The sequence below is a fragment of the Glycomyces lechevalierae genome (assembly GCF_027622945.1).
In the GTDB taxonomy this organism is placed as follows: Bacteria; Actinomycetota; Actinomycetes; order Mycobacteriales; family Micromonosporaceae; genus Glycomyces; species Glycomyces rutgersensis.
This window is the reverse complement of sequence record NZ_JAPZVQ010000005.1, coordinates 22,650-41,509: the sequence shown is the minus strand read 5'-3', so window position 1 is coordinate 41,509 and position 18,860 is coordinate 22,650. Positions and strand designations below refer to the sequence as shown.

General features: G+C 70.6%; 17 protein-coding genes. 13 read left to right on the top strand and 4 right to left on the bottom strand.

Going from position 1 to position 18,860, the window contains the following annotated elements; genetic code table 11:
• Positions 1 to 26: 26 nt before the first annotated feature.
• Both O2L01_RS10555 and O2L01_RS10550 read right to left on the bottom strand, forming a co-directional pair.
• Positions 27 to 716, bottom strand: coding sequence for an aggregation-promoting factor C-terminal-like domain-containing protein (locus O2L01_RS10555; RefSeq protein ID WP_270121891.1), 690 nt, complete (start codon positions 714 to 716; stop codon positions 27 to 29).
• Positions 717 to 785: 69 nt separating this feature from the next.
• The gene (locus O2L01_RS10550) at positions 786 to 2,090 is read right to left on the bottom strand and encodes a PhoH family protein (RefSeq protein ID WP_374727673.1); all 1,305 of its coding nucleotides are present in this window, start codon (positions 2,088 to 2,090) and stop codon (positions 786 to 788) included.
• Between the two features lie 180 nt (positions 2,091 to 2,270).
• On the opposite strand from O2L01_RS10550, the gene O2L01_RS10545 reads away from it, so the two are divergent.
• From O2L01_RS10545 to O2L01_RS10485, 13 genes are all read left to right on the top strand, one after another.
• Positions 2,271 to 2,537: a hypothetical protein gene (locus O2L01_RS10545; protein ID WP_270112488.1), complete on the top strand. Its 267-nt coding sequence runs from the start codon at positions 2,271 to 2,273 to the stop codon at positions 2,535 to 2,537.
• Between the two features lie 22 nt (positions 2,538 to 2,559).
• Complete coding sequence (locus O2L01_RS10540; RefSeq protein ID WP_270121889.1) at positions 2,560 to 3,333, top strand: hypothetical protein; 774 nt, start codon at positions 2,560 to 2,562, stop codon at positions 3,331 to 3,333.
• Between the two features lie 35 nt (positions 3,334 to 3,368).
• Positions 3,369 to 6,170, top strand: coding sequence for an FtsK/SpoIIIE domain-containing protein (locus O2L01_RS10535; protein WP_270121888.1), 2,802 nt, complete (start codon positions 3,369 to 3,371; stop codon positions 6,168 to 6,170).
• Between the two features lie 13 nt (positions 6,171 to 6,183).
• Positions 6,184 to 6,852, top strand: coding sequence for a hypothetical protein (locus O2L01_RS10530; protein ID WP_270121887.1), 669 nt, complete (start codon positions 6,184 to 6,186; stop codon positions 6,850 to 6,852).
• A 60-nt stretch (positions 6,853 to 6,912) separates the two neighbouring features.
• Positions 6,913 to 7,467, top strand: coding sequence for a hypothetical protein (locus O2L01_RS10525; protein ID WP_270121886.1), 555 nt, complete (start codon positions 6,913 to 6,915; stop codon positions 7,465 to 7,467).
• 634 nt (positions 7,468 to 8,101) lie between these two features.
• A complete protein-coding gene (locus tag O2L01_RS10520) occupies positions 8,102 to 9,937 on the top strand; it encodes a phosphoenolpyruvate carboxykinase (GTP) (protein ID WP_270121885.1) in 1,836 nt (611 codons plus the stop codon).
• A 138-nt stretch (positions 9,938 to 10,075) separates the two neighbouring features.
• Entirely contained in the window at positions 10,076 to 10,843 is a 768-nt protein-coding gene (locus O2L01_RS10515) for an isoprenyl transferase (RefSeq protein WP_270121884.1), read from the top strand.
• Between the two features lie 112 nt (positions 10,844 to 10,955).
• Positions 10,956 to 11,495, top strand: a complete 540-nt coding sequence (locus tag O2L01_RS10510) for a sigma-70 family RNA polymerase sigma factor (RefSeq protein ID WP_270121883.1) — start codon at positions 10,956 to 10,958, stop codon at positions 11,493 to 11,495.
• Complete coding sequence (locus O2L01_RS10505) at positions 11,492 to 12,322, top strand: hypothetical protein (RefSeq protein ID WP_270121882.1); 831 nt, start codon at positions 11,492 to 11,494, stop codon at positions 12,320 to 12,322. Before O2L01_RS10510 ends, O2L01_RS10505 begins: the two co-directional genes overlap by 4 nt.
• Before the next feature lie 246 nt (positions 12,323 to 12,568).
• Positions 12,569 to 13,111 (top strand): RNA polymerase sigma factor, encoded by a 543-nt coding sequence (locus O2L01_RS10500; protein ID WP_270121881.1) that lies wholly within the window; start codon positions 12,569 to 12,571, stop codon positions 13,109 to 13,111.
• On the top strand, positions 13,108 to 14,340 hold the full coding sequence (locus tag O2L01_RS10495; RefSeq protein WP_270121880.1) for a hypothetical protein: 1,233 nt from the start codon (positions 13,108 to 13,110) through the stop codon (positions 14,338 to 14,340). The genes O2L01_RS10500 and O2L01_RS10495 overlap by 4 nt, the downstream gene beginning before the upstream one ends.
• 181 nt (positions 14,341 to 14,521) lie before the next feature.
• Positions 14,522 to 15,079: an RNA polymerase sigma factor gene (locus O2L01_RS10490; RefSeq protein WP_270121879.1), complete on the top strand. Its 558-nt coding sequence runs from the start codon at positions 14,522 to 14,524 to the stop codon at positions 15,077 to 15,079.
• Complete coding sequence (locus O2L01_RS10485) at positions 15,076 to 16,302, top strand: CARDB domain-containing protein (protein ID WP_270121878.1); 1,227 nt, start codon at positions 15,076 to 15,078, stop codon at positions 16,300 to 16,302. The genes O2L01_RS10490 and O2L01_RS10485 overlap by 4 nt, the downstream gene beginning before the upstream one ends.
• A 106-nt stretch (positions 16,303 to 16,408) precedes the next feature.
• Here the strand turns inward: O2L01_RS10485 and O2L01_RS10480 are convergent, their stop codons facing one another.
• Positions 16,409 to 16,963 (bottom strand): isochorismatase family protein, encoded by a 555-nt coding sequence (locus O2L01_RS10480; RefSeq protein WP_270121877.1) that lies wholly within the window; start codon positions 16,961 to 16,963, stop codon positions 16,409 to 16,411.
• Positions 16,964 to 17,100: 137 nt separating this feature from the next.
• On the bottom strand, positions 17,101 to 18,777 hold the full coding sequence (gene ctaD / locus O2L01_RS10475; RefSeq protein ID WP_270121876.1) for an aa3-type cytochrome oxidase subunit I: 1,677 nt from the start codon (positions 18,775 to 18,777) through the stop codon (positions 17,101 to 17,103).
• Positions 18,778 to 18,860 lie beyond the last annotated feature (83 nt).

Here is an 18,860-nt window from a genome sequence, read left to right as displayed (position 1 = left end):
CCGGGGACCGGGCGGCGGTCTCGCTGCTAGTACCAGCCGACCTCTTCGGAGTGGTTCCAGGCCTCGCAGGGCGTGCCGTAGCGGCCCTCGATGTAGCCCAGGCCCCACTCGATCTGGGTGACGGGGTTGGTCTCCCAGTCGTCGCCCTCGCTGGCCATCTTGTCGCCGGGGAGGGCCTGCGGGATGCCGTAGGCGCCGATGCCGTTGGCGGCGGTCTCGTTCCAGCCGGACTCGCGGTCCCACAGGGCGACCAGGCAGCCGACCTCCTCGAGGTCGAAGCCGTGCTCCTGGGCGAGCGCGCAGCCGGTGGCCTTGTTGCCGGAGTATTCGCCGCAGCTGCCCGGAATGTCCACATCGGTCCGGCCAGCGTTGGCGGCCTCTTCGGCCGCCTCCTCGGCGGCCTGCTCGGCCTCGTCGGCGTCCTTCTGGGCGTCGTTCAGGCTGTTCGCCTTGTCGGCGGCGTAGTCGAACACGGCCTCGGACTTGACGGTGACGTCGGCGCCGGCGGTCTCGGCGATGTAGTTGACGTGCTGGTAGCGGACTTCCTCGTACGCCTCTTCGGCCTCGGCCTGCTGCTCGGCGGCGGCCTGGCTGGGGTGCCGGGCGTCGTCTTCCGAGGGTTTGTCGTTCACGGCGTTGACGACGATGACGGCCCCGAGTGCGAGGACGAGCACGGCGGCGAGTTTCGCGCCGTAGCGGGTCAGCAGTGGGATCATTCGCTCTACTCCTGTGTCCCGGGCGTCTGTCCACAGACGCCCGGGACACAGCATGCCAGAGCAGGATCCCTAGCCTTCGAGCAGGTTGGTGACCATCTCCGCGATCTCCGAACGCTCACTGCGCGTAAGCGTCACATGGGCGAACAGTGGGTGGCCCTTCAGCACGTCGATCACCGAGGCGACCCCGTCGTGGCGGCCCACCCGCAGGTTGTCGCGTTGCGCGACGTCGTGGGTGAGCACCACTTTGGAGCCCTGGCCGATGCGCGAGAGCACCGTCAGGAGCACTCCGCGCTCGAGCGACTGCGCCTCGTCGACGATGACGAACGCGTCGTGCAGGGAGCGGCCGCGGATGTGGGTGAGCGGCAGGACCTCGAGCATGCCGCGCTCCAGGACCTCCGAGATCACCACGTCGTTCGTGACCGCGCCGAGCGTGTCGAACACCGCCTGGCCCCACGGGCTCATCTTCTCGCCCTCGGAGCCGGGCAGGTACCCGAGCTGCTGGCCGCCCACCGCGTACAGCGGGCGGAACACGATGACCTTCTTGAACAGCTCGCGTTCGAGCACCTGCTCGAGCCCGGCGCACAGGGCCATCGCGGACTTGCCGGTGCCGGCCTTGCCGCCGAGCGACACGATCCCGATGTCCGGGTCGAGCAGCAGGTCGAGTGCGACCCGCTGCTCGGCGGAGCGGCCGTGCACGCCGAAGGCGTCCCGGCCCCGGACAAGGCGGATGCGCTTGTCCACAGTGACCCGGCCCAGCGCCTTCGAGCTGTTGCCGTTGAGGACGAGCCCGGTGTGGCAGGGCAGGTCCTCGTCGTGCGGCAGGTCGACCTCCGCGCCGTCGAAGAGTTGATCGATCACCTCGTCGGCGACGGCGAGCTCGGCCATCCCGGACCACGTGGGGTCCACGGCCTGCCCGTGGCGGTACTCCTCGGTGGGGATGCCGACCGCGGAGGCCTTGACCCGAAGCGGCATGTCCTTGGTGACCAGCACCGCGTCGGCGCCTTCGAGCCCCAGTGCCCGAGTGACGGCGATGATGCGCGAGTCGTTGGTGTCCACGGCGAACCCGGCCGGCAGGCCGGAGGTGTCGACGTGGTTGAGCTCGACCCGGATGGAACCGCCGTGGTCCCCGACGGGGATCGGCTGGTCGAGGCGCCCGTGCCTGATGCGGAGTTCGTCGAGGCGCCGGAGGCACTCCCGGGCGAACCAGCCCAGTTCGGGGTGGTGGCGTTTGGCCTCCAGTTCGCTTACTACTACGAGCGGAATGACCACGTGGTGTTCGTCGAACCGTGAGAACGCACCAGGGTCTGATAGCAGAACCGAGGTGTCGAGGACGTAAGTGCGTTGCACTGGCACGGTCGCCTCCCGGGTGTCGATGTGTAGGGGCGAGCCCCGTTGGTACTCACACTCTAGTTGGGAGGTACGTCACTCCGCCACCGTTAAATGCATCGAAAGCAATACTCGCAGTCATGGGAGCGTCGGAAATCCGACAAAGCAGACACGCCGGGTTGTGGTGCGATCACGGAAAGTGGACGTTTTCTCGGTGAGAATGAGCCTGTGTCCACCGTGAGCGTCGCCGAACTCAAGTCCGCCATCGCCGCCGCGCTCCAGCAGGTGCGCGACGGCCAGGCCGCCATTACCTCCGCCAGCCAGAACATCGAAGCCGCCCAAGGGAGCCTGACCGCCGTCACCGCCGGGTCGGGCCACGACTCCGTCGCCACCGCGCAGGCCGCGCTCGCGCAGGCGGCCGCCGAGCTCGAGCAGTCGCTCGCCGCCACGTTCGCCGCCGCCGAGCAGGCCGAGGCGTACGCCGCGACCCTCTAGACCTCGTAGAACGGAGCCCCCTGTGGACGTCGCCGCCCTCGCCGGGCGCCTCAAGGCCCTGGCCGCCGACCTCCCTCTGCCCGCCCTCGACACCGCCGACCAGTGCTTCGAGGCCGCCCAGGCGGAACTGAAGGAAGCCTCGCGGGAGTCGAACGCCGAGATCGGGCTCCACAAGCTCGGCGCCGCCCGCGAACGCCTCGACGCGGCCCGTGTCCGCCTCGCTGAGGCCGCCACCGCGATCGGCGACTACCTCGACGGCATCGGCGCCGGAGCTGCCGCCGCTCCTGCCACGGCCGCTCCACAAGGGAAAGCGGTGAAGCCCCCGCCGGTCGACCCGCGCCAGTGGTGGACCGACCGCGTCAACGAGCTCTGCGACCGCGCTGGCGCGGCCGACCCGCAGCAGGTGCCGCCCACGCGCTTGTTCAACGAGCTGCTCAAAGCCGCCGGCGACGGCAACGCCGAGGCCTACTGCAAGCGCCTGCGCGACGCCGGGCCCCAGACCGGCGTCAAGCTGCCGGGCCTGGCCTGGCCGCTCGTGCGCACCCTCGCCGCCGAGCACCTGGGCCGCACCCCGACCGCGCGCGACGTGCCCGGCCTGCGCGACAAGTGCGCCGAAAAGGTGCGGTCCCTCGTGCCGAAGGCCGAGCCGGACCACATCGGCGCCGCGCTCGCCTCGGCCTGCACCCTGGGGCGCAGGGGCGGGGACGACGAAGGCGACGCGGCCCGGACCGCGGCGATGGGCCCGGCCCTGGTCGCGGCCCTGCACCGGCTGAGCAAGAGCGAGCGGAGGGCCTGACCATGAGCAGTTGGCGGCGACGGTTGGTGACGGCCATGGGCGACGAACTGGGGCGCGCCCGCGGCGAGGCCCGGTTCCTCGCCGAGCGCACCGCGGCCGAGGCCGAGGCCGAACGCGACAAGGCCGAGCGGGCCATCACCGACGCGAGCCGCAAGCAGGCGCAGCTCAAGGGCATCCACGAGCGCATGCTCGCCACTCTCGAAGCCCGCAAGGCCGCCGCGGTGCGGGACGGCCACGAAGCGGCCCTCGCGGCCGCCGCGAAGGCGGCGCCTGCCGCCGCGGGGGCATTGTGGAGCGCATGGCAGCCCGAATCGGGACTGGGACGGGGTTCGGCGCCGCTGCTGCGCATCGGGCGTATCGCCGACAGCGAGTTGATGCCTTCTTCGGGGCCCTCCCTCCCCCCTCCCCACCCACCCACCACCGCCACCGCCTTGTCGGCTGCCACCTCGACCGGGCGCGCTCCGGTCGAGAGTGGTGATGACCCCGGTGCCTCCGGAAAATTCCGGATTCGTTCCGGTGCAGCGGTTGCATCCGCCGACCTGTCCAGTGTGGCAGGAGGGTACGACAATCCAGCACCCCCGGTGACGACGATCTCACTCCCCGCTCTCATTCCGCTGCTCGACCGGTCCCATCTGCGCATCGACACCACTGCGGCACAAGCACTTTCGGGCCTGCTGCTGCGGGCGGTGGGGGCCGTGCCCGCCGGGCTGGTGCGGTTGCACGTCTACGACCCCGAGCATCTCGGCGGGTCGCTGTCGGCGTTCGCCGCGCTCGGGAAGGCCGGGCTGCTGTCGTTCATCGGCCCTTCGGGGCTGCGCGAGACCCTGGACTCGCTCGTCGAGACCGTCCGGCGCGTGAACGCCGAAGTCCTTGCGGGCGAACACGCCTCACTCGCCGAGCTGGCCGCCGCCACCGGGCGGCGGCCCGAGCCGTGGCGCGTGCTGGTCCTGCTCAACGCCGACCTCGCGTCGTGGCCCGCCCACGACCAGGCGCAGCTCGCGCGGCTGCGGCGCACCGGCGTCGCCGCCGGGGTGCACCTCGTCGTCGTCGGCGACGACACCGCCGGCCCCGCCGACCTGCCGCGCCTCACCGGCACCGGCTACACCGGACTCCCTGGCGCCGTCCTCGAACTCGACGGGCCGCCGCCGCAGAGCACCATCACCGCCGCCGCGAAGTCCATCGCCGAGAAGCACAGCGCCGGAAGGGAACCCGCGCGCCTCGTCGACCTCCTCCCGCAGCGGCTCTGGGCCGCCTCCTCCGCGACCGGGCTGTTCGCCGCCATCGGCGAGACCGCCGCCGGCGACGTCGCCCGGCTCGCGCTCGGCGACAACCCGCCCCACGCCCTCGTCGGCGGGCCCTCCGGGTCCGGCAAGACGAACCTGCTCTACGCGTGGATCGCGGGGCTCGCCTCGAACTACAGCCCCGACGAACTCGCGCTCTACCTGCTCGACTTCAAAGAAGGCGTCTCCTTCGCGCGCTTCGCCTCCGGCCGCCGCGACCCCACGTGGCTGCCCCACGTGCGCCTCGTCGGCGTCAACATCAACGACGACCGCGAGTTCGGCCTCGCCCTCCTGCGCCACTTGAAAGAAGAGCTGCGCCGCCGCGCCGAGGCCGCCAAAGCCCACGAGGCCACCAAACTCGAAGAGCTCCGCGCCGCCGACCCCGAAGGCCACTGGCCCCGCATCGTCGCCGTCGTGGACGAGTTCCAGGTGCTCCTCGAGACCCGCGACGCCGTCACCGACGAAGCCGTGCAGCTCCTCGAAGACCTCGCCCGGCGCGGCCGCAGCCAAGGCATCCACCTCGTGCTCGCCTCGCAGGACATCGCCGGCATCGAAGCCCTCTGGGGCCGCCCGAGCCTCGTCGCCCAGTTCACGCTCCGCATCGCCCTGCCCAAGGCCCGCAGGGTCCTCGCCGAGAACAACCACGCCGCCGACACCGTCGCCCGCTTCCACGCCGTCGTCAACGACGAATCCGGGCACTGCAACGCCAATCGAAGCGTCGCGATACCCAACGCCGGCCACGCCGACGCCTGGGAGCCCCTCCAGAAGCGCCTCTGGGAGGCCCGCCCGATCGGCAACGAACCGCCCGCGCTCTTCGACGGCGACCACGTCCCCGACCTCACCGCCGCCGCACCGCCGCCCGAGACCGCGCTGCTCGGCCAGACCATCGACGTCGCCTCCCGCGGCGCCGAACTCGCCCTCCACCGCGCGCCCGGCCGCAACCTCGCGATCCTCGGCACCAGGGCGACCGAAGCCGCCGACATCCTCGCCACCGCCGCCCTCACCGCCGCGCGCGGCCAGCGCATCGGCGTCGACATCTGCTGCCTCGAACCCGACGCCGCCTCCTCCGCGCTCGCGCTCGCCGCCGCGCTCGAGACCGAAGGCGCCGAAGTCGACTGGCACGATCAGCTAGACGAGGTCTGCAAGGACTGGGACCGCCGCTGCGACGGCGTCCTGCGCCTCAACCTCGTCTACGCCGTCGACGCCGGGTCCGCGCGCCTCGACCCCGCCGGGACGGCCGCCTTGCGCGCCATGCTCATCGACGGCCCCGAGCGCCACCTCCACACCCTCGGCTGGTGGCGGTCCGTGCCGCGCCTGCGCGAGGACCTGGGCGGCTTCTCGGCCCGCTTCGACGCCGTCGACGCCTGGCTCGCCCTCGACGTGCAGGGACCCGAGCTCGCCCCGCTCTCGCCCGCGAGCGGAGGCCCCGCCTGGTACCCGCGCGAGCGGCGCGGCCTCTACTTCGACCGCGCCCGGCACCGCGTCCCGCAGGTCGTCATCCCGTACCGGACCACCGCCCAGCTCCCGCGGCCCGAGGCCGTCCTCGACCTGCCGTAAAGGAGCGCCCTATATGCCGATCGCTGACACCGAGTACGCCGACGCCGTCGCCGCCTACCTGAAGGAACGCGCCGACGCCGACGCCGAGATCCGCGCCGCCCTCGCCGCCTACCGCGGCGAGGCCGACCGGCTCACCGCCGCCGTCGACGCCGCCCGCACGGCCCGAGACGAGGCCGACAGCGCGTCCGTGGACGCCGCGGCGCTCGTGGCCGAGACCGACAAGACCGTCGCCGTCATGTGGCGCTCCCTCGGCGAGTTCGTGGGCCACCGTCGTACCGGCCCCACGCCGTCGGCGGGCGAGCCGGACCCGGAGCCCGACCCGGACCGCGTGCGCGCCCGGCTCGAACGCTCCGAGCGGCTGCTGTCCCTCGCCCGGCAGGGTGAACTGCCGATCGAGGCGCCCCGCCACACCGAGATCACGGCGGCCGCGATCGGCCTCGGACTCGGCGCCCTCGCGGTCTGGGCCGCGCTCGGGATCCTGTGGGCCGGGACGCTGCCGTTCGCGGAGGCGCTGGCGGCGCTGACGCTGTTCGCGGGCATCGGGACGGGCCCGATCGTGTTGGGCGCGTGGCTGTCCTGGCAGTACCGGGTGCGTCCCCGGCCGGGGCAGACGCTCGTGTGCGTGGGGGCGGCGATCGTCGCGGTGTGCGCGCTCGCCGGGCTGTTCATGAGGGGGCTTTGACGGGCGCTTGACGCCATGGGGTACACCTGATGCGTCAACGAAACGTGAGGAGTCCCGTCAATGGCCGCCATCGACGACACCGGCTCGTGGCATTACGGCCCCCTGCCGTCCACTGACGACGCCCCCGCCTGGATCTACGGAATTGTCCCGGACGGCTGGATCGCCGGCATGCCCGACGTGACCGTGGACCGCGACGAGATGATCATCATCTGCCCGCTCCCGACCCCGGACCACCCCGCCGACGCGACCGAGTCCGACCGGGCCGCGACCGAGGAGGGGCGGATCTCGCGCTTCCGGGAGGCGACGCGGGACATGCGCGTGCAGATCGCGCAGCAGCTGCAGTACCGGTACCACCGGCAGGCCTCGTGGGGCGCGCGCTGCGGCTCGACGACGATGGTGTTCACGCACCAGTCCCTGCCCGTCACGACGCGCCTGCGCCAGCCCGAGCGGCTGGTGCTCGACACGCTCGTGGGCTCGGGCGTGGCCGCTTCGCGCTCGGACGCGCTCGCTTGGTGCGTGCGCCTGGTCGAGCAGCACGCGGAGGACTGGCTCAAGGAGCTGCGCGAGGCGATGGTGAGCGTCGACGAGCTGCGCCGCCGGGGGCCCTCGGTCTAGCCGCATCCGAAAGGGCGGGAGCGCGCATCGCGCTCCCGCCCTTTTCGCGTGCTCATCTGAGGAAGAAGAAGGCCAGGACGATCGCCAGGACGATGACGATCGCGGCCACGAAGCCGATCGTCGCGCCCCGCGCGCGGTTCGGTTGCGGTTCCGGCTCTCGGTGCGCCATGGGCCTCTCCAACGCTTCGACACTCGGATGCGGCTGTGCAGACCTGCATCTTCACCCAAGACCTCGCAACGTGCGGCGATTCAGGCCAAAACGCCGCGACCCATGCGCGAAACGCAATCGCGACGGCGATCTAACGCGCTCGTTCCATGATCGAAACCGATCGCATTAGTTGTGAGGATCGGTCGAATTCAGACCCGAATGATCGGTGGTGCTCGGTCGCGCGGAAAGTGCAAGTAGTTGTGCTCGTTTCGAGCTTGAATGCGCACCAGGCCTAGTTTCACGAGAGGCGTCCCTGTTCAGGGCCGGACCGATCGCGCACGACTGCCTGCGCGTGCCCGGGGATTCCCGTAGCGTCCGAAAGACCGGTCCCGGTCGGAGCGTCCGAGCTCCGACCGGCACGGCGGTGCGAGCCGCCACAAGCGGGCAGCGCGCGCCGTGCATGAGAACAGCACCGAAGGAGCCACCGTGAGCATCGAAGCCTCCGTAGCCGATCCGTCGATCGGACTCACCGACCCGCCCACCCGCCACCACAGGCTGCTCGCCTGGGTGGGCGAGGTGGCCGAGCTGACCGACCCCGACCAGATCGTGTGGTGCGACGGCAGCCCCGCCGAATGGGAGCGCCTGACCGCCGAGCTCGTCGCGTTCGGGACCCTCGTACCGGTCCCCGCGAAGCCGGACTCGTTCCTGGCCCGCACCGACCCGAGCGACGTCGCCCGCGTCGAGGAGCGCACCTTCATCTGCTCGAACGACCCCGAGGACGCCGGGCCCACCAACAACTGGACCGCGCCCGACTACATGCGCGAGACCATGACCGGCCTCTACCGCGGCTCGATGCGCGGGCGCACCATGTACGTCGTCCCGTTCTGCATGGGCTCGCTCGAGGCCGAGAAGCCGATGTTCGGCGTGGAGCTCACCGACTCCGCCTACGTCGCCGCCTCCATGCACATCATGACCCGCATGGGCGCCAACGTGCTCGCCGCGATGGGCGGAGACGCCGACTTCGTCAAGTGCCTCCACTCCGTGGGCGCGCCGCTCGCGCCCGGCGAGAGCGACGTCGCCTGGCCCTGCAACGCCACCAAGTACATCTCGCACTTCCCCGAGGACCGCGAGATCTGGTCGTACGGCTCCGGCTACGGCGGCAACTCCCTGCTCGGCAAGAAGTGCTACGCCCTGCGCATCGGCTCCGCGATGGGTCGCGACGAGGGCTGGCTCGCCGAGCACATGCTCATCCTGCGCCTGACCTCCCCCGAAGGCAAGGTCTACCACGTGACCGGGGCGTTCCCGTCCGCGTGCGGCAAGACCAACCTCGCCATGCTCGAGCCGACCATCCCCGGCTGGAAGGTCGAGACGCTCGGCGACGACATCGCCTGGCTCCGCTTCGGCGAGGACGGCCGCCTCTGGGCCTCCAACCCCGAGTACGGCTTCTTCGGCGTCGCGCCCGGCACCGACTACAAGACCAACCCGAACGCCATGCGCACCATCGAGAAAGGCCACACGCTCTTCACGAACGTCGCGCTCACCGACGACGGCGACGTGTGGTGGGAGGGCATGGGCGAGGCGCCCGAGCACGTGATCGACTGGAAGGGCCGCGACTGGACCCCGCGCTCCGAGGAGCCGTCCAGCCACCCGAACAGCCGCTTCTGCACGCCCATCAAGCAGTGCCCGGTCCTCGCCGAGCAGTACGAGGACCCGCGCGGCGTCCCGATCGACGCGATCCTCTTCGGCGGCCGCCGCGCCAGCACGATCCCGCTCGTCACGCAGGCCCGCGACTGGGTCCACGGCGTGTACATGGGCGCCACCCTCTCGTCGGAGACCACGGCCGCCGCCGTCGGCGAGGTCGGCGTCGTGCGCCGCGACCCGATGGCGATGCTGCCGTTCATCGGCTACAACGCCGCCGACTACTTCGGCCACTGGATCGAGATGGGCAAGTCCGCCGTCAGCGAGGACCTGCTCCCCGAGGTCTTCTACGTCAACTGGTTCCGCCGCTCCGAGGACGGCCGCTTCCTGTGGCCCGGCTTCGGCGAGAACGCCCGGGTCCTCAAATGGATCGTCGAGCGCCTCGAAGGCCGCGGCGGGGCCGTCGAGACCCCGATCGGGTACTGCCCGACCCCGGAGGCGATCGACGTGGGCGGCATCGACCTGAGCGAGGCCGACCTCAAGGCCGTCCTCGAGGTCGACCGCGACGAGTGGGCAGCGGAGATCCCGCTGGTCGAAAGCTGGTTCGCGCGCTTCGGCGACCGGCTCCCGACCGTGCTCTGGAGCGAACTCGACGCGCTCAAGCAACGCCTCGACCTGCAGTAGCCCGGCTTCCACCGCCCGCGTGCCTCCCAGCGCGCGGGCGGTGGCGCGTCCGGCGTGAGGCGAAGCCTGCGGGACGTATTCGGACCTCATGGCGAAGCTCGCGAGCCGTAAATTTGGCAGAGCCTACAATTGCCGGTTGTGGCGATCTCGAACCTGCTTTACCGGATCTACGAGCGTCGGCTCACTCGCGAGCTGACCGGCCAGCCGCTGCCCAGGCACATCGGTGTCATGGTCGACGGCAACCGTCGCTGGGCCCGCGACATGGGCCTGACCGACCCCAACGACGGCCACCGCGCCGGCGCCAAGCACATCGAGCGCTTCCTCGGCTGGTGCGAGGAGCTCGGCGTCGAGCACGTGACGATCTGGCTGCTCTCCACCGAGAACCTCTCCCGCCCCAAAGAACAGCTCGACCCGCTGCTCGACATCATCGACGAGCTCGCCGGCGAGCTCGCCGAGGACGATCAGCCCTGGCAGCTCCGCATGGTCGGCGCCCTCGACCTCCTCCCCGAAGCCCACCAGGCCGCCCTCAAGAGCGCCCAGCAGCGCACCGCCGACAAGCGCGGCATGCAGGTCAACCTCGCCGTCTGCTACGGCGGCCAGCGCGAGATCGCCGACGCCGTGCGCTCCTTCATCCTCGAGCAGGCCGCCACCGGCGCGAGCCTCGAGCAGGTCGCCGAGTCCATCGACGCCGACTCGATCGCCCGCCACCTGTACATGACCGGCCAGCCCGACCCCGACCTCGTCATCCGCACCAGCGGCGAGCAGCGCATCTCCGGGTTCCTGCTGTGGCAGTCGGCCTACTCGGAGTTCTACTTCTGCGATTCGAACTGGCCGGACTTCCGCCGGGTCGACTTCCTGCGCGCGGTGCGGTCCTTCGCCATCCGCGACCGCCGCTACGGCAAGTAGCGCGATCCGGGAAAAAACCTCGAAAGCCCCTGCGTCATTCCGGACGGGTACTTCGTGTGGGGAGTGCGATCAAACCGACCGCACGCCATATTCCCTGGAAACGAGGAACCGGATGACTGCGAGCCCCATGGTGCAACAGTCCACTGTGTCCCGCGCGTCGCCAGCCGCGCGCACCGACTTCGACGGCTTCTACGCCGCGAACGTCGACCAGATCACCGCCCAGATCCGCGCCTACGTCGGTGACCTCGCCGAAGCCGAGGACCTGGTCGCCGAGGCCTTCTGCCGGGCGCTCGCCCGCTGGGGCTCGATCAGCGCCTACGACAACCCCGCGATCTGGGTGCGCCGCGTCGCGTGGAACCTCGCGACCTCGCGGCTGCGCCGCGCCGCCGTCCTCCGCAGGTTCCTGCGCCGGCAGCGGCCCGCGACCGCCGAAGGCCCCGGGCCCGAGCGGATCGACCTGGAGCAGGCGCTGGCCGAACTCAATGTGCGCCACCGGAAAGCGGTCATCCTCCGCTACATGGCGGGCATGACCACCGCGGAGATCGCCGACCAGGAGGGCGTCGCCGAGTCGACCGTCCGCTCCTGGCTCACCCGCGGGAAAGCGGCGCTCGTCGAGCGCCTGCGCATCGACGACTTCGAGGAGAACCGATGAACACCCCTCAGCGCGACCCCCTGAACGCCATGTTCGACCGGTACGCCGACGCCACGGCGGCCGAGACCACCCGGCTCACCTCCGGGCAGCTCCGCAGCCGCATGCACCGCCACCGCACCGTCCGCGTCGCCGCGGCAGGTGTCGCAGCCGCGGTCCTGGCCGTGCCTGGCGGCTGGATGCTCCAGCAGGCCAATGCGACCGATGGGCCGACCGGCGCCGCCGATCAGGGCCAGGGCCAGGAGTCGCCGCCCTGTGTGGAGGACGGCCGGTACGCGCTCCTCGCCGAGGACACCACCGTCGAGGACTACCTCGCCGCTGAGGGGATGAACGGCGCCATCATCCTCAGCCGCTACGAGGACATCGAGGAGTTCGCGGCGAACCCCGAGCTCTACCGAGTGGCCGACCTCGCCGAGGGAGTCGAGGGGGCCGAGGAGGCTGCGGTCCGACCCATTGAGGTGTACATCAACGAAGACGGGGAGGTGGAGGAAGTCCCTGTGGGCGAGAACGTCATCGCCGTCGAATTCTACGGGGCTTTCGAGCAGGGGGGAGCGGTGCAAGTGCTGTACCCGTGCGACGAGGCCGCGCCCACCGGGTCGCCGTCCGAATCGGGCACGCCCGGCGAGGAGCCCACGTCGGGGTACGAGACGCCCACGGGAGGCGAGGAACCCACCGAAGCGGGCGAGGAGCCGAGCGGGGGAGAAGAGCCCACGGAAGCCGGAGAGGAACCGACCGAAGCGGGCGAGGAGCCCACGTCGGGGTACGAGACGCCGACGGCCGGCGAGGAGCCGACCGCGGGCGACGACCCGTCCGAGCACTCCACCCCCTGATCCCAAGCGCGCCAAGGCCCCCGCAGGCATCGCCCCGCGGGGGCCTTTCGCCGTCCCGTGCCCGGCGCTGCGAGCGCCTGTTCGCGGTCCTATCGTGACGGTGCCGCACACCCACGCAGGCCCGGTGGCGCCCGCTCGCGCCGCCGAACCGAAAAACCCCGGATCAGGGGTGAGACGTTGCGCCGCGCTCGTTCGTGTGAAGGACGCGATCGACCGATCGCCATGCCGACCCCCCAGAGGAGCCCAATGGCAGCCAGCGTCGCCGTGGACACCGCCGCGTTGGACCGGGCGAGCCCGACCGACGACCGGGCCGAGTTCAACGCGTTCTACGCCAGCAACGTCGGCCCGATCACCGCGCAGATCCGCGCGTACACCGGCGATCCCGCCGAGGCCGAAGACCTTGTGGCCGAGGCGTTCCTGCGGGCGCTGACCCGCTGGAAGACCGTCGGCACCTACGACAACCCGGCCGTGTGGGTGCGCCGCGTCGCGTGGAACCTCGCGACCTCGCGGCTGCGGCGGGGCGCCTTCATCCGCACCTTCCTGCGCCGCCAGCGCGTCGCGGACGTCGAAGGCCCCGAACCCGACCGGATCGACCTCGAACGGGCGCTCGCCGGACTCAACGAGCGCCACCGCAAGGCGATCATCCTCCACTACATCGCCGGGCTCTCCGGCGTGGAGATCGCCGAGCAGGAGCGGGTCGCCGAGTCGACGGTCCGCACCTGGCTGGCCCGGGGGCGCGCCGCCCTCGCCGAACGACTGCGCATCGACGACACCAAGGAGCAGCGATGACCACCCCCGATCCGATGAAGGACCTCTTCGCCGAGTACACCGGCGACATCACCGCCGCTACCGGAACCGGTGCGGACCGATTGTGGCGCAAGGCGAAGCGCCGCCGTCTCGGCCGCGTCGCCGTCGCCGGCGTCGCCGTCCTCGCACTGACCGGCTCGGCGACCTGGGCTTTGCAGCAGACCGCGGGCGCCGACGAGCAGGACCGGCAGCAGCCGACCGCCGCGGACGAGACCCCCACGCAGTCTGAGGAGGCGAAGCGGCTCGACGCGATGGTGCTCGATGCCGAGGACCTGACGGAGGCCCCGATGGACCTGCCGCCGTTCGTGCCCGGTGACACCGACGTCGACGACGTCTGCCAGGTCGACGACGTGCTGCTGCAGAACGGCGAGCACGAGGAGCCGGCCGAGAACGGTGCGGTGTTCGTCAAGCAGGTCACCTACGCGCACGTGAAGTCCGATGCGGATGCGAGCGACGTCGCGGTCTTCGGGTGCCGGTACGGCGAGGAGTCGCTGTACCAGGTCGTGATCCTCGAAGACGCAGGCGAGGACGAGTGGGTCGCCGCCGAGCAGCTCCTCCACTCCGAGCCCGGGGGCGAGTCGCCCCAATACGTCACGGAGAGCTTCGGCGTCATCGATGAAGGCCTCGACGACGAAGGGCTGCTGGTCGGCTTCTCCGAGCGGTACGACCCGGTCGCGGACGACCTCCGGTACTGGGCCGAGCGCGTCAGCCTCGACGCCGAGGGGGAGCTGGTGCGCGAGCCGATCGGCGACGTCACCACGGAGGACTTCTCCCCCTTGACGATCGACGTGGAGGCGACCGAGACCGAGACCGAGGACGTCTGGACCGTCACGGCCACCGTGTACAACCCCGGCCCGCGGGTCGCGTCCGGATACACGTTGACGGCGCACCACGAGGCGTTCGTCGAAGTGCTCGACGGCCCGCCGGCGACGGAGACCGACGACCCGCTCTGGTCCGAGGTCGGCGCGATCGACGGGCTCGGCGTCGGGGAGACCTACTCGCTGGAGTGGACGGTGTCCGTCGACCGGGCGGCCCAGCGCGAGTGGGCCCTGGACATGGGACCGTATGCGGAGGACGCGGCCGGCAACATCGAACTCCTGCCCCAGTTCATCGTCAACTTCGAGTCGGACACGCCGATCGAGGAGCTGCCGCCGGTGATGGACGAACTCGTCTGGTGGAACGGGGGCGACAACATCGCGTTCCCCGAGTAGACCCGCATGACGGCGCCCCGCGAGCCACGCTCGCGGGGCGCCGCCGTGTCCGCCGGAAGGCCCGCCGAGGCGCAGTGGCCGACACCACTGGATCAGATCGCGGAATCCGCTGCATTACTTTGAGGGCACCGCTCGTGTATCTAAGTGCGGACCCCCGCCATACCCGAGTTGAGGAGCCCCGATGATGCCCACACGCGACAGGCCTGACACCACATTGGATGGTGAAGCCGTGGAGCGGACCGCGCCGCCGCGCGCGGACCACGACTTCGACGAGTTCTACGCCGCCAACGTCCGCTCGCTCACCAGCCAGCTGCTCGCCTACACCGGCAACAAGGCCGAAGCCGAAGACCTCGTCGCCGAAGCCTTCTGCCGGGCACTCGCCCGCTGGAAGAAGGTGCGCGAGTACCAGAACCCCACCGCATGGGTGCGCCGCGTCGCCTGGAACCTCGCCACCAGCCAGCTGCGCCGCCGCGGCGTCGTGCAGCGGTTCCTCAACCGCCAGCGGGAGACCCACGAGACCGCGCCCGACGGCGACCGCGTCGACCTCATGCGCGCGCTCTCCAGCATCCAGCCGAACCACCGCAAGGCCGTGATCCTCCGGTACATGGCCGGACTCACGGTCACCGAGATCGCCGAGCAGGAGGGCGCCGCCGAGGCCACCGTCCGCTCCTGGCTCTTCAGAGGCAAAGCCGCCCTTGCCGAACGACTCAGCATCCAAGACGAGAGGGAGCAGCGATGAGCACCCCCGAAGAAGAGACCCGCTTCGCCGAGGCCTTCAGCGAGCTCGGCGAGGCCGCCGAACTCATGGTCGAACCGCCCGCAGTGGCCGCCATCCACGGCAAGGTGCGCCGCCGCCGCACCGTCCGCGTCACCGTCGCGGCCGTGGCCGCGCTGGCGCTCGTCGCCCCGGCCTCCTGGATGCTCCAGCAGGTCGCGAACGCCGACGAGCAGGACAAGCCGGTCGTCGCCGACGACTCCACCAGCGCGATCGCCGAGGAGACGACCACCCCGGCCGCCGCCCCGACCACCCCCGCCGAGACGGAGGAGGCCGACACCGAGGAAGGCGGGCAGGAGCAGCCGGTCCTGCCGACCTTCGACGAACTGGTCGGCACCGAGATCGACCTGCCGTCCTTCATGCCCGGCAACGACATGGTCGACCAGGCCTGCCCGGTCGACGGCGCCGTCCTCGAAGACGGCACGACCGGCGAGTACATGCACGGCGACGGCCGCATCGGCCTCCTCGAAGTCGTCAACGCCCCCATGACCGAGGCCGGCGGGCGCGAACTGCCCGTGCTGTTCCTCGGCTGCCGCTTCGGCGAGGCCGCCGCCTACCAGGCCGTCGTGCTCGACCAGAGCGAAGGCACCGGCGACTGGTACGCGGCCGCGCAGCTCATCACCTCCAAGCCCGACGCGGACTCGCCCTACGACCTCGCCCTCGCCCCCGACTACGGGGTGCTCGTGGGCGTCGCCGAGAACTACGTCTGCTGCGACATGGACCCCGACGCACTCGACTACTGGGTCGAGCGGATCACGCTCGACGGCGACTTCGAGCCGGTCCTCACCGAGGTCGCCGAAGGCCCGCTCCCCGACCTCGCGATCACCGTCGACGCGACCGAGACCGACGAGCCCGGCGTCTGGACCGTCACCGCGACGATCCGCAACAACGGCGAGGCGGCCTCCGACGACTACCACCTGAGCGCCTGCGCCGACCCGAACGAGATCAGCGCGGAGTTCGAGGTCGTGGAGTGCGGCGTCGACGCCCCCGTCATCGAGGACATGAACGGGCTCGCTCCCGGCGAGGAGCACACCACCTCGTGGGAGGTGACTGTGGCGCCCAGCAGCGAGTGGATGGACGGCGCCTACCTCTGGCTCGACATCTCGCCGAACACCGCCGCCGCGGACGGCATCGCCCGCGACCAGACGTTCGCCGACAACGAGGCGACCTACGAGTTCACCGAGTAACCGCACGACAGAGCAGCGACACGACAGAGCAGCTTCACGACAGCGCAGCCACACGACACGAGGCCCCCGCGAGCATCGCTCGCGGGGGCCTCTCCGTGTGTCCGGCTCAGGCGAGCGCCACGCCCGCCGCTTCGAGTTCCTTGAGCGCCTTCGCCTTCGTCTCCTCGGCCACGGCCGCGGTGTACTCGAGGAGGACCGTGGTCTCGAAGCCCTCGGCGGCGGCGTCGAGCGCAGTCGCCCGCACGCAGTGGTCGGTGGCGATGCCGACGACGTCGACCGCGTCCACGTCCCGCTCGCGCAGCCACTCGGCCAGACCCGTCTCGCCCGCCGAGCCCTCGAAGCCCGAGTACGCGGCCTCGTACGCGCCCTTGTCGAACACGGCCTCGGCCTTCGAGTGGTCGAAGTCGGGGTGGAAGCCCGCGCCCGCCGTGCCGACCACGCAGTGCGGCGGCCACGAGTCGCGGAAGTCCGGCTCGGCCGAGAAGTGCAGGCCCGGGTCGATGTGCCAGTCGCGGGTCGCCACGATGTGGTCCCAGCGGCCCGGCGCGGAGCCGATGAGGTCGGTGACGGCGGCCGCGACGGCGGCGCCGCCCGCGACGGCCAGCGACCCGCCCTCACAGAAGTCGTTCTGGACGTCTACCACGATCAATGCCCGGCTCATACCTCGATCCTAGTGACGCGCGAGCGCCAGTGGAACCCCCGGTGCGCGGCAGTGCTCAGAAAACAGCGCTCGGAAACCCCGCGGCGGGCAAGCAAGAAGCCCGGAGCCGAACGGCTCCGGGCTTCATCGCATTGGCGTCAGTGCCCCTTGACTTCCTTGACCAGGTGGCCCCACTTCTCGTCGAAGACGGGGCGCTCCGAGCGGATGCGCGGGAGGCGGTCGAAGTTGCGCAGCGGCGGCGGGCAGCTGGTGGCCCACTCGAGCGAGCCGCCGTAGCCCCACGGGTCGTTGGTCTCGACCACGCGGCCGGTCTTCCAGGACTTGAAGAGGTTCCAGATGAACGGCAGGGTCGAGAGGCCCAGGATGAACGCGCCGATCGTGGAGATCATGTTCAGCGTCGTGAACCCGTCGGTCTCCAGGTAGTCGGCGTAGCGGCGGGGCATGCCCTCGGCGCCCAGCCAGTGCTGCACCAGGAACGTCGTGTGGAAGCCGATGAAGGTCAGCCAGAAGTGGACCTTGCCGAGCCGCTCGTCGTACATGCGGCCCGAGACCTTCGGGAACCAGAAGTACACGCCGGCGTAGACGGCGAACACGATGGTGCCGAACAGCACGTAGTGGAAGTGCGCCACCACGAAGTACGAGTCCGAGACGTGGAAGTCGACCGGCGGGCTGGCGAGCAGGACGCCCGAGAGGCCGCCGAGGAGGAACGTCACGAGGAAGCCGATGCTGAACAGCATCGGGGTCTCGAACGTCAGCTGGCCCTTCCACATGGTGCCGATCCAGTTGAAGAACTTGACACCGGTCGGGACCGCGATCAGGAAGGTCATGAGCGAGAAGAACGGGAGCATGACCGAGCCGGTCGCGTACATGTGGTGCGCCCACACGGCCATCGAGAGGCCCGCGATCGCGAGCGTCGCCGCGACCAGGGTCTTGTAACCGAAGATCGGCTTGCGGCTGAACACCGGGAAGATCTCCGAGACGATGCCGAAGAACGGCAGCGCCACGATGTACACCTCGGGGTGGCCGAAGAACCAGAACAGGTGCTGCCACAGGATCGCGCCGCCGGTCTCGGTGTCGAAGACGTGCGCGCCGAGCTGGCGGTCGGCCATGACGGCGAGGAGCGCGGCGAACAGGATCGGGAAGACCAGGATCACCAGGAGGCTCGTGATGAGGATGTTCCAGGTGAAGATCGGCATGCGGAACATGAGCATGCCCGGGGCGCGCATCGTGATGATCGTGGTGATCATGTTGACGGCGCCGAGGATGGTGCCGATACCCGAGATCGAGAGGCCCACGAACCACATGTCCGCGCCGATGCCCGGCGAGTTCACGGCGTTCGACAGCGGCTGGTAGGCGAACCAGCCGAAGCCGGCCGCGCCGCCGGGGGTGATGAACCCGGAGACGGCGAGGATCGAGCCCAGGAGGTACAGCCAGTACGCGAAGGCGTTCAGGCGGGGGAACGCCACGTCCGGCGCGCCGATCTGCAGGGGCACCAGGTAGTTGCCGAAGGCGAACACGATCGGGGTCGCGAACATCAGCAGCATGATCGTGCCGTGCATCGTGAACAGCTGGTTGAACTGCTCGGACGACACGATCTGGAGGCCCGGCTGGAACAGCTCGGCGCGGATCAGGAGGGCGAGGACGCCGCCGATCGCGAAGAACGCGAAGGACGTCACGAAGTAGAGCAGACCGATCTGCTTCGCGTCCGTCGTGCGGAGCGTGCGGGCGAGCCAGGAACCGTTGGGCTCCCGGCGTACCGGCCAGGGGCGCGCGACGATAGGCGTTGGCTCAAGCTTCGGCTCAACCGTGGTCACCTGTGGGCCTCCATGATTCATTTCCAGGTAGCGAACGCAGCATAGCCCCGGGAAGGGCCGCCTATGCGGAGGGGGATTGCACT

Bases quoted from the DNA above. Each gene is read 5' to 3' on its own strand.
- O2L01_RS10480 (WP_270121877.1), bottom strand. From the start codon at position 16,963: ATGAGCCGGGCATTGATCGTGGTAGACGTCCAGAACGACTTCTGTGAG.
- O2L01_RS10490 (WP_270121879.1), top strand. From the start codon at position 14,522: ATGATGCCCACACGCGACAGGCCTGACACCACATTGGATGGTGAAGCC.
- O2L01_RS10555 (WP_270121891.1), bottom strand. From the start codon at position 716: ATGATCCCACTGCTGACCCGCTACGGCGCGAAACTCGCCGCCGTGCTC.
- O2L01_RS10485 (WP_270121878.1), top strand. From the start codon at position 15,076: ATGAGCACCCCCGAAGAAGAGACCCGCTTCGCCGAGGCCTTCAGCGAG.
- O2L01_RS10530 (WP_270121887.1), top strand. From the start codon at position 6,184: ATGCCGATCGCTGACACCGAGTACGCCGACGCCGTCGCCGCCTACCTG.
- O2L01_RS10535 (WP_270121888.1), top strand. From the start codon at position 3,369: ATGGGCGACGAACTGGGGCGCGCCCGCGGCGAGGCCCGGTTCCTCGCC.
- O2L01_RS10500 (WP_270121881.1), top strand. From the start codon at position 12,569: ATGGCAGCCAGCGTCGCCGTGGACACCGCCGCGTTGGACCGGGCGAGC.
- O2L01_RS10495 (WP_270121880.1), top strand. From the start codon at position 13,108: ATGACCACCCCCGATCCGATGAAGGACCTCTTCGCCGAGTACACCGGC.
- O2L01_RS10505 (WP_270121882.1), top strand. From the start codon at position 11,492: ATGAACACCCCTCAGCGCGACCCCCTGAACGCCATGTTCGACCGGTAC.
- O2L01_RS10510 (WP_270121883.1), top strand. From the start codon at position 10,956: ATGACTGCGAGCCCCATGGTGCAACAGTCCACTGTGTCCCGCGCGTCG.
- O2L01_RS10525 (WP_270121886.1), top strand. From the start codon at position 6,913: ATGGCCGCCATCGACGACACCGGCTCGTGGCATTACGGCCCCCTGCCG.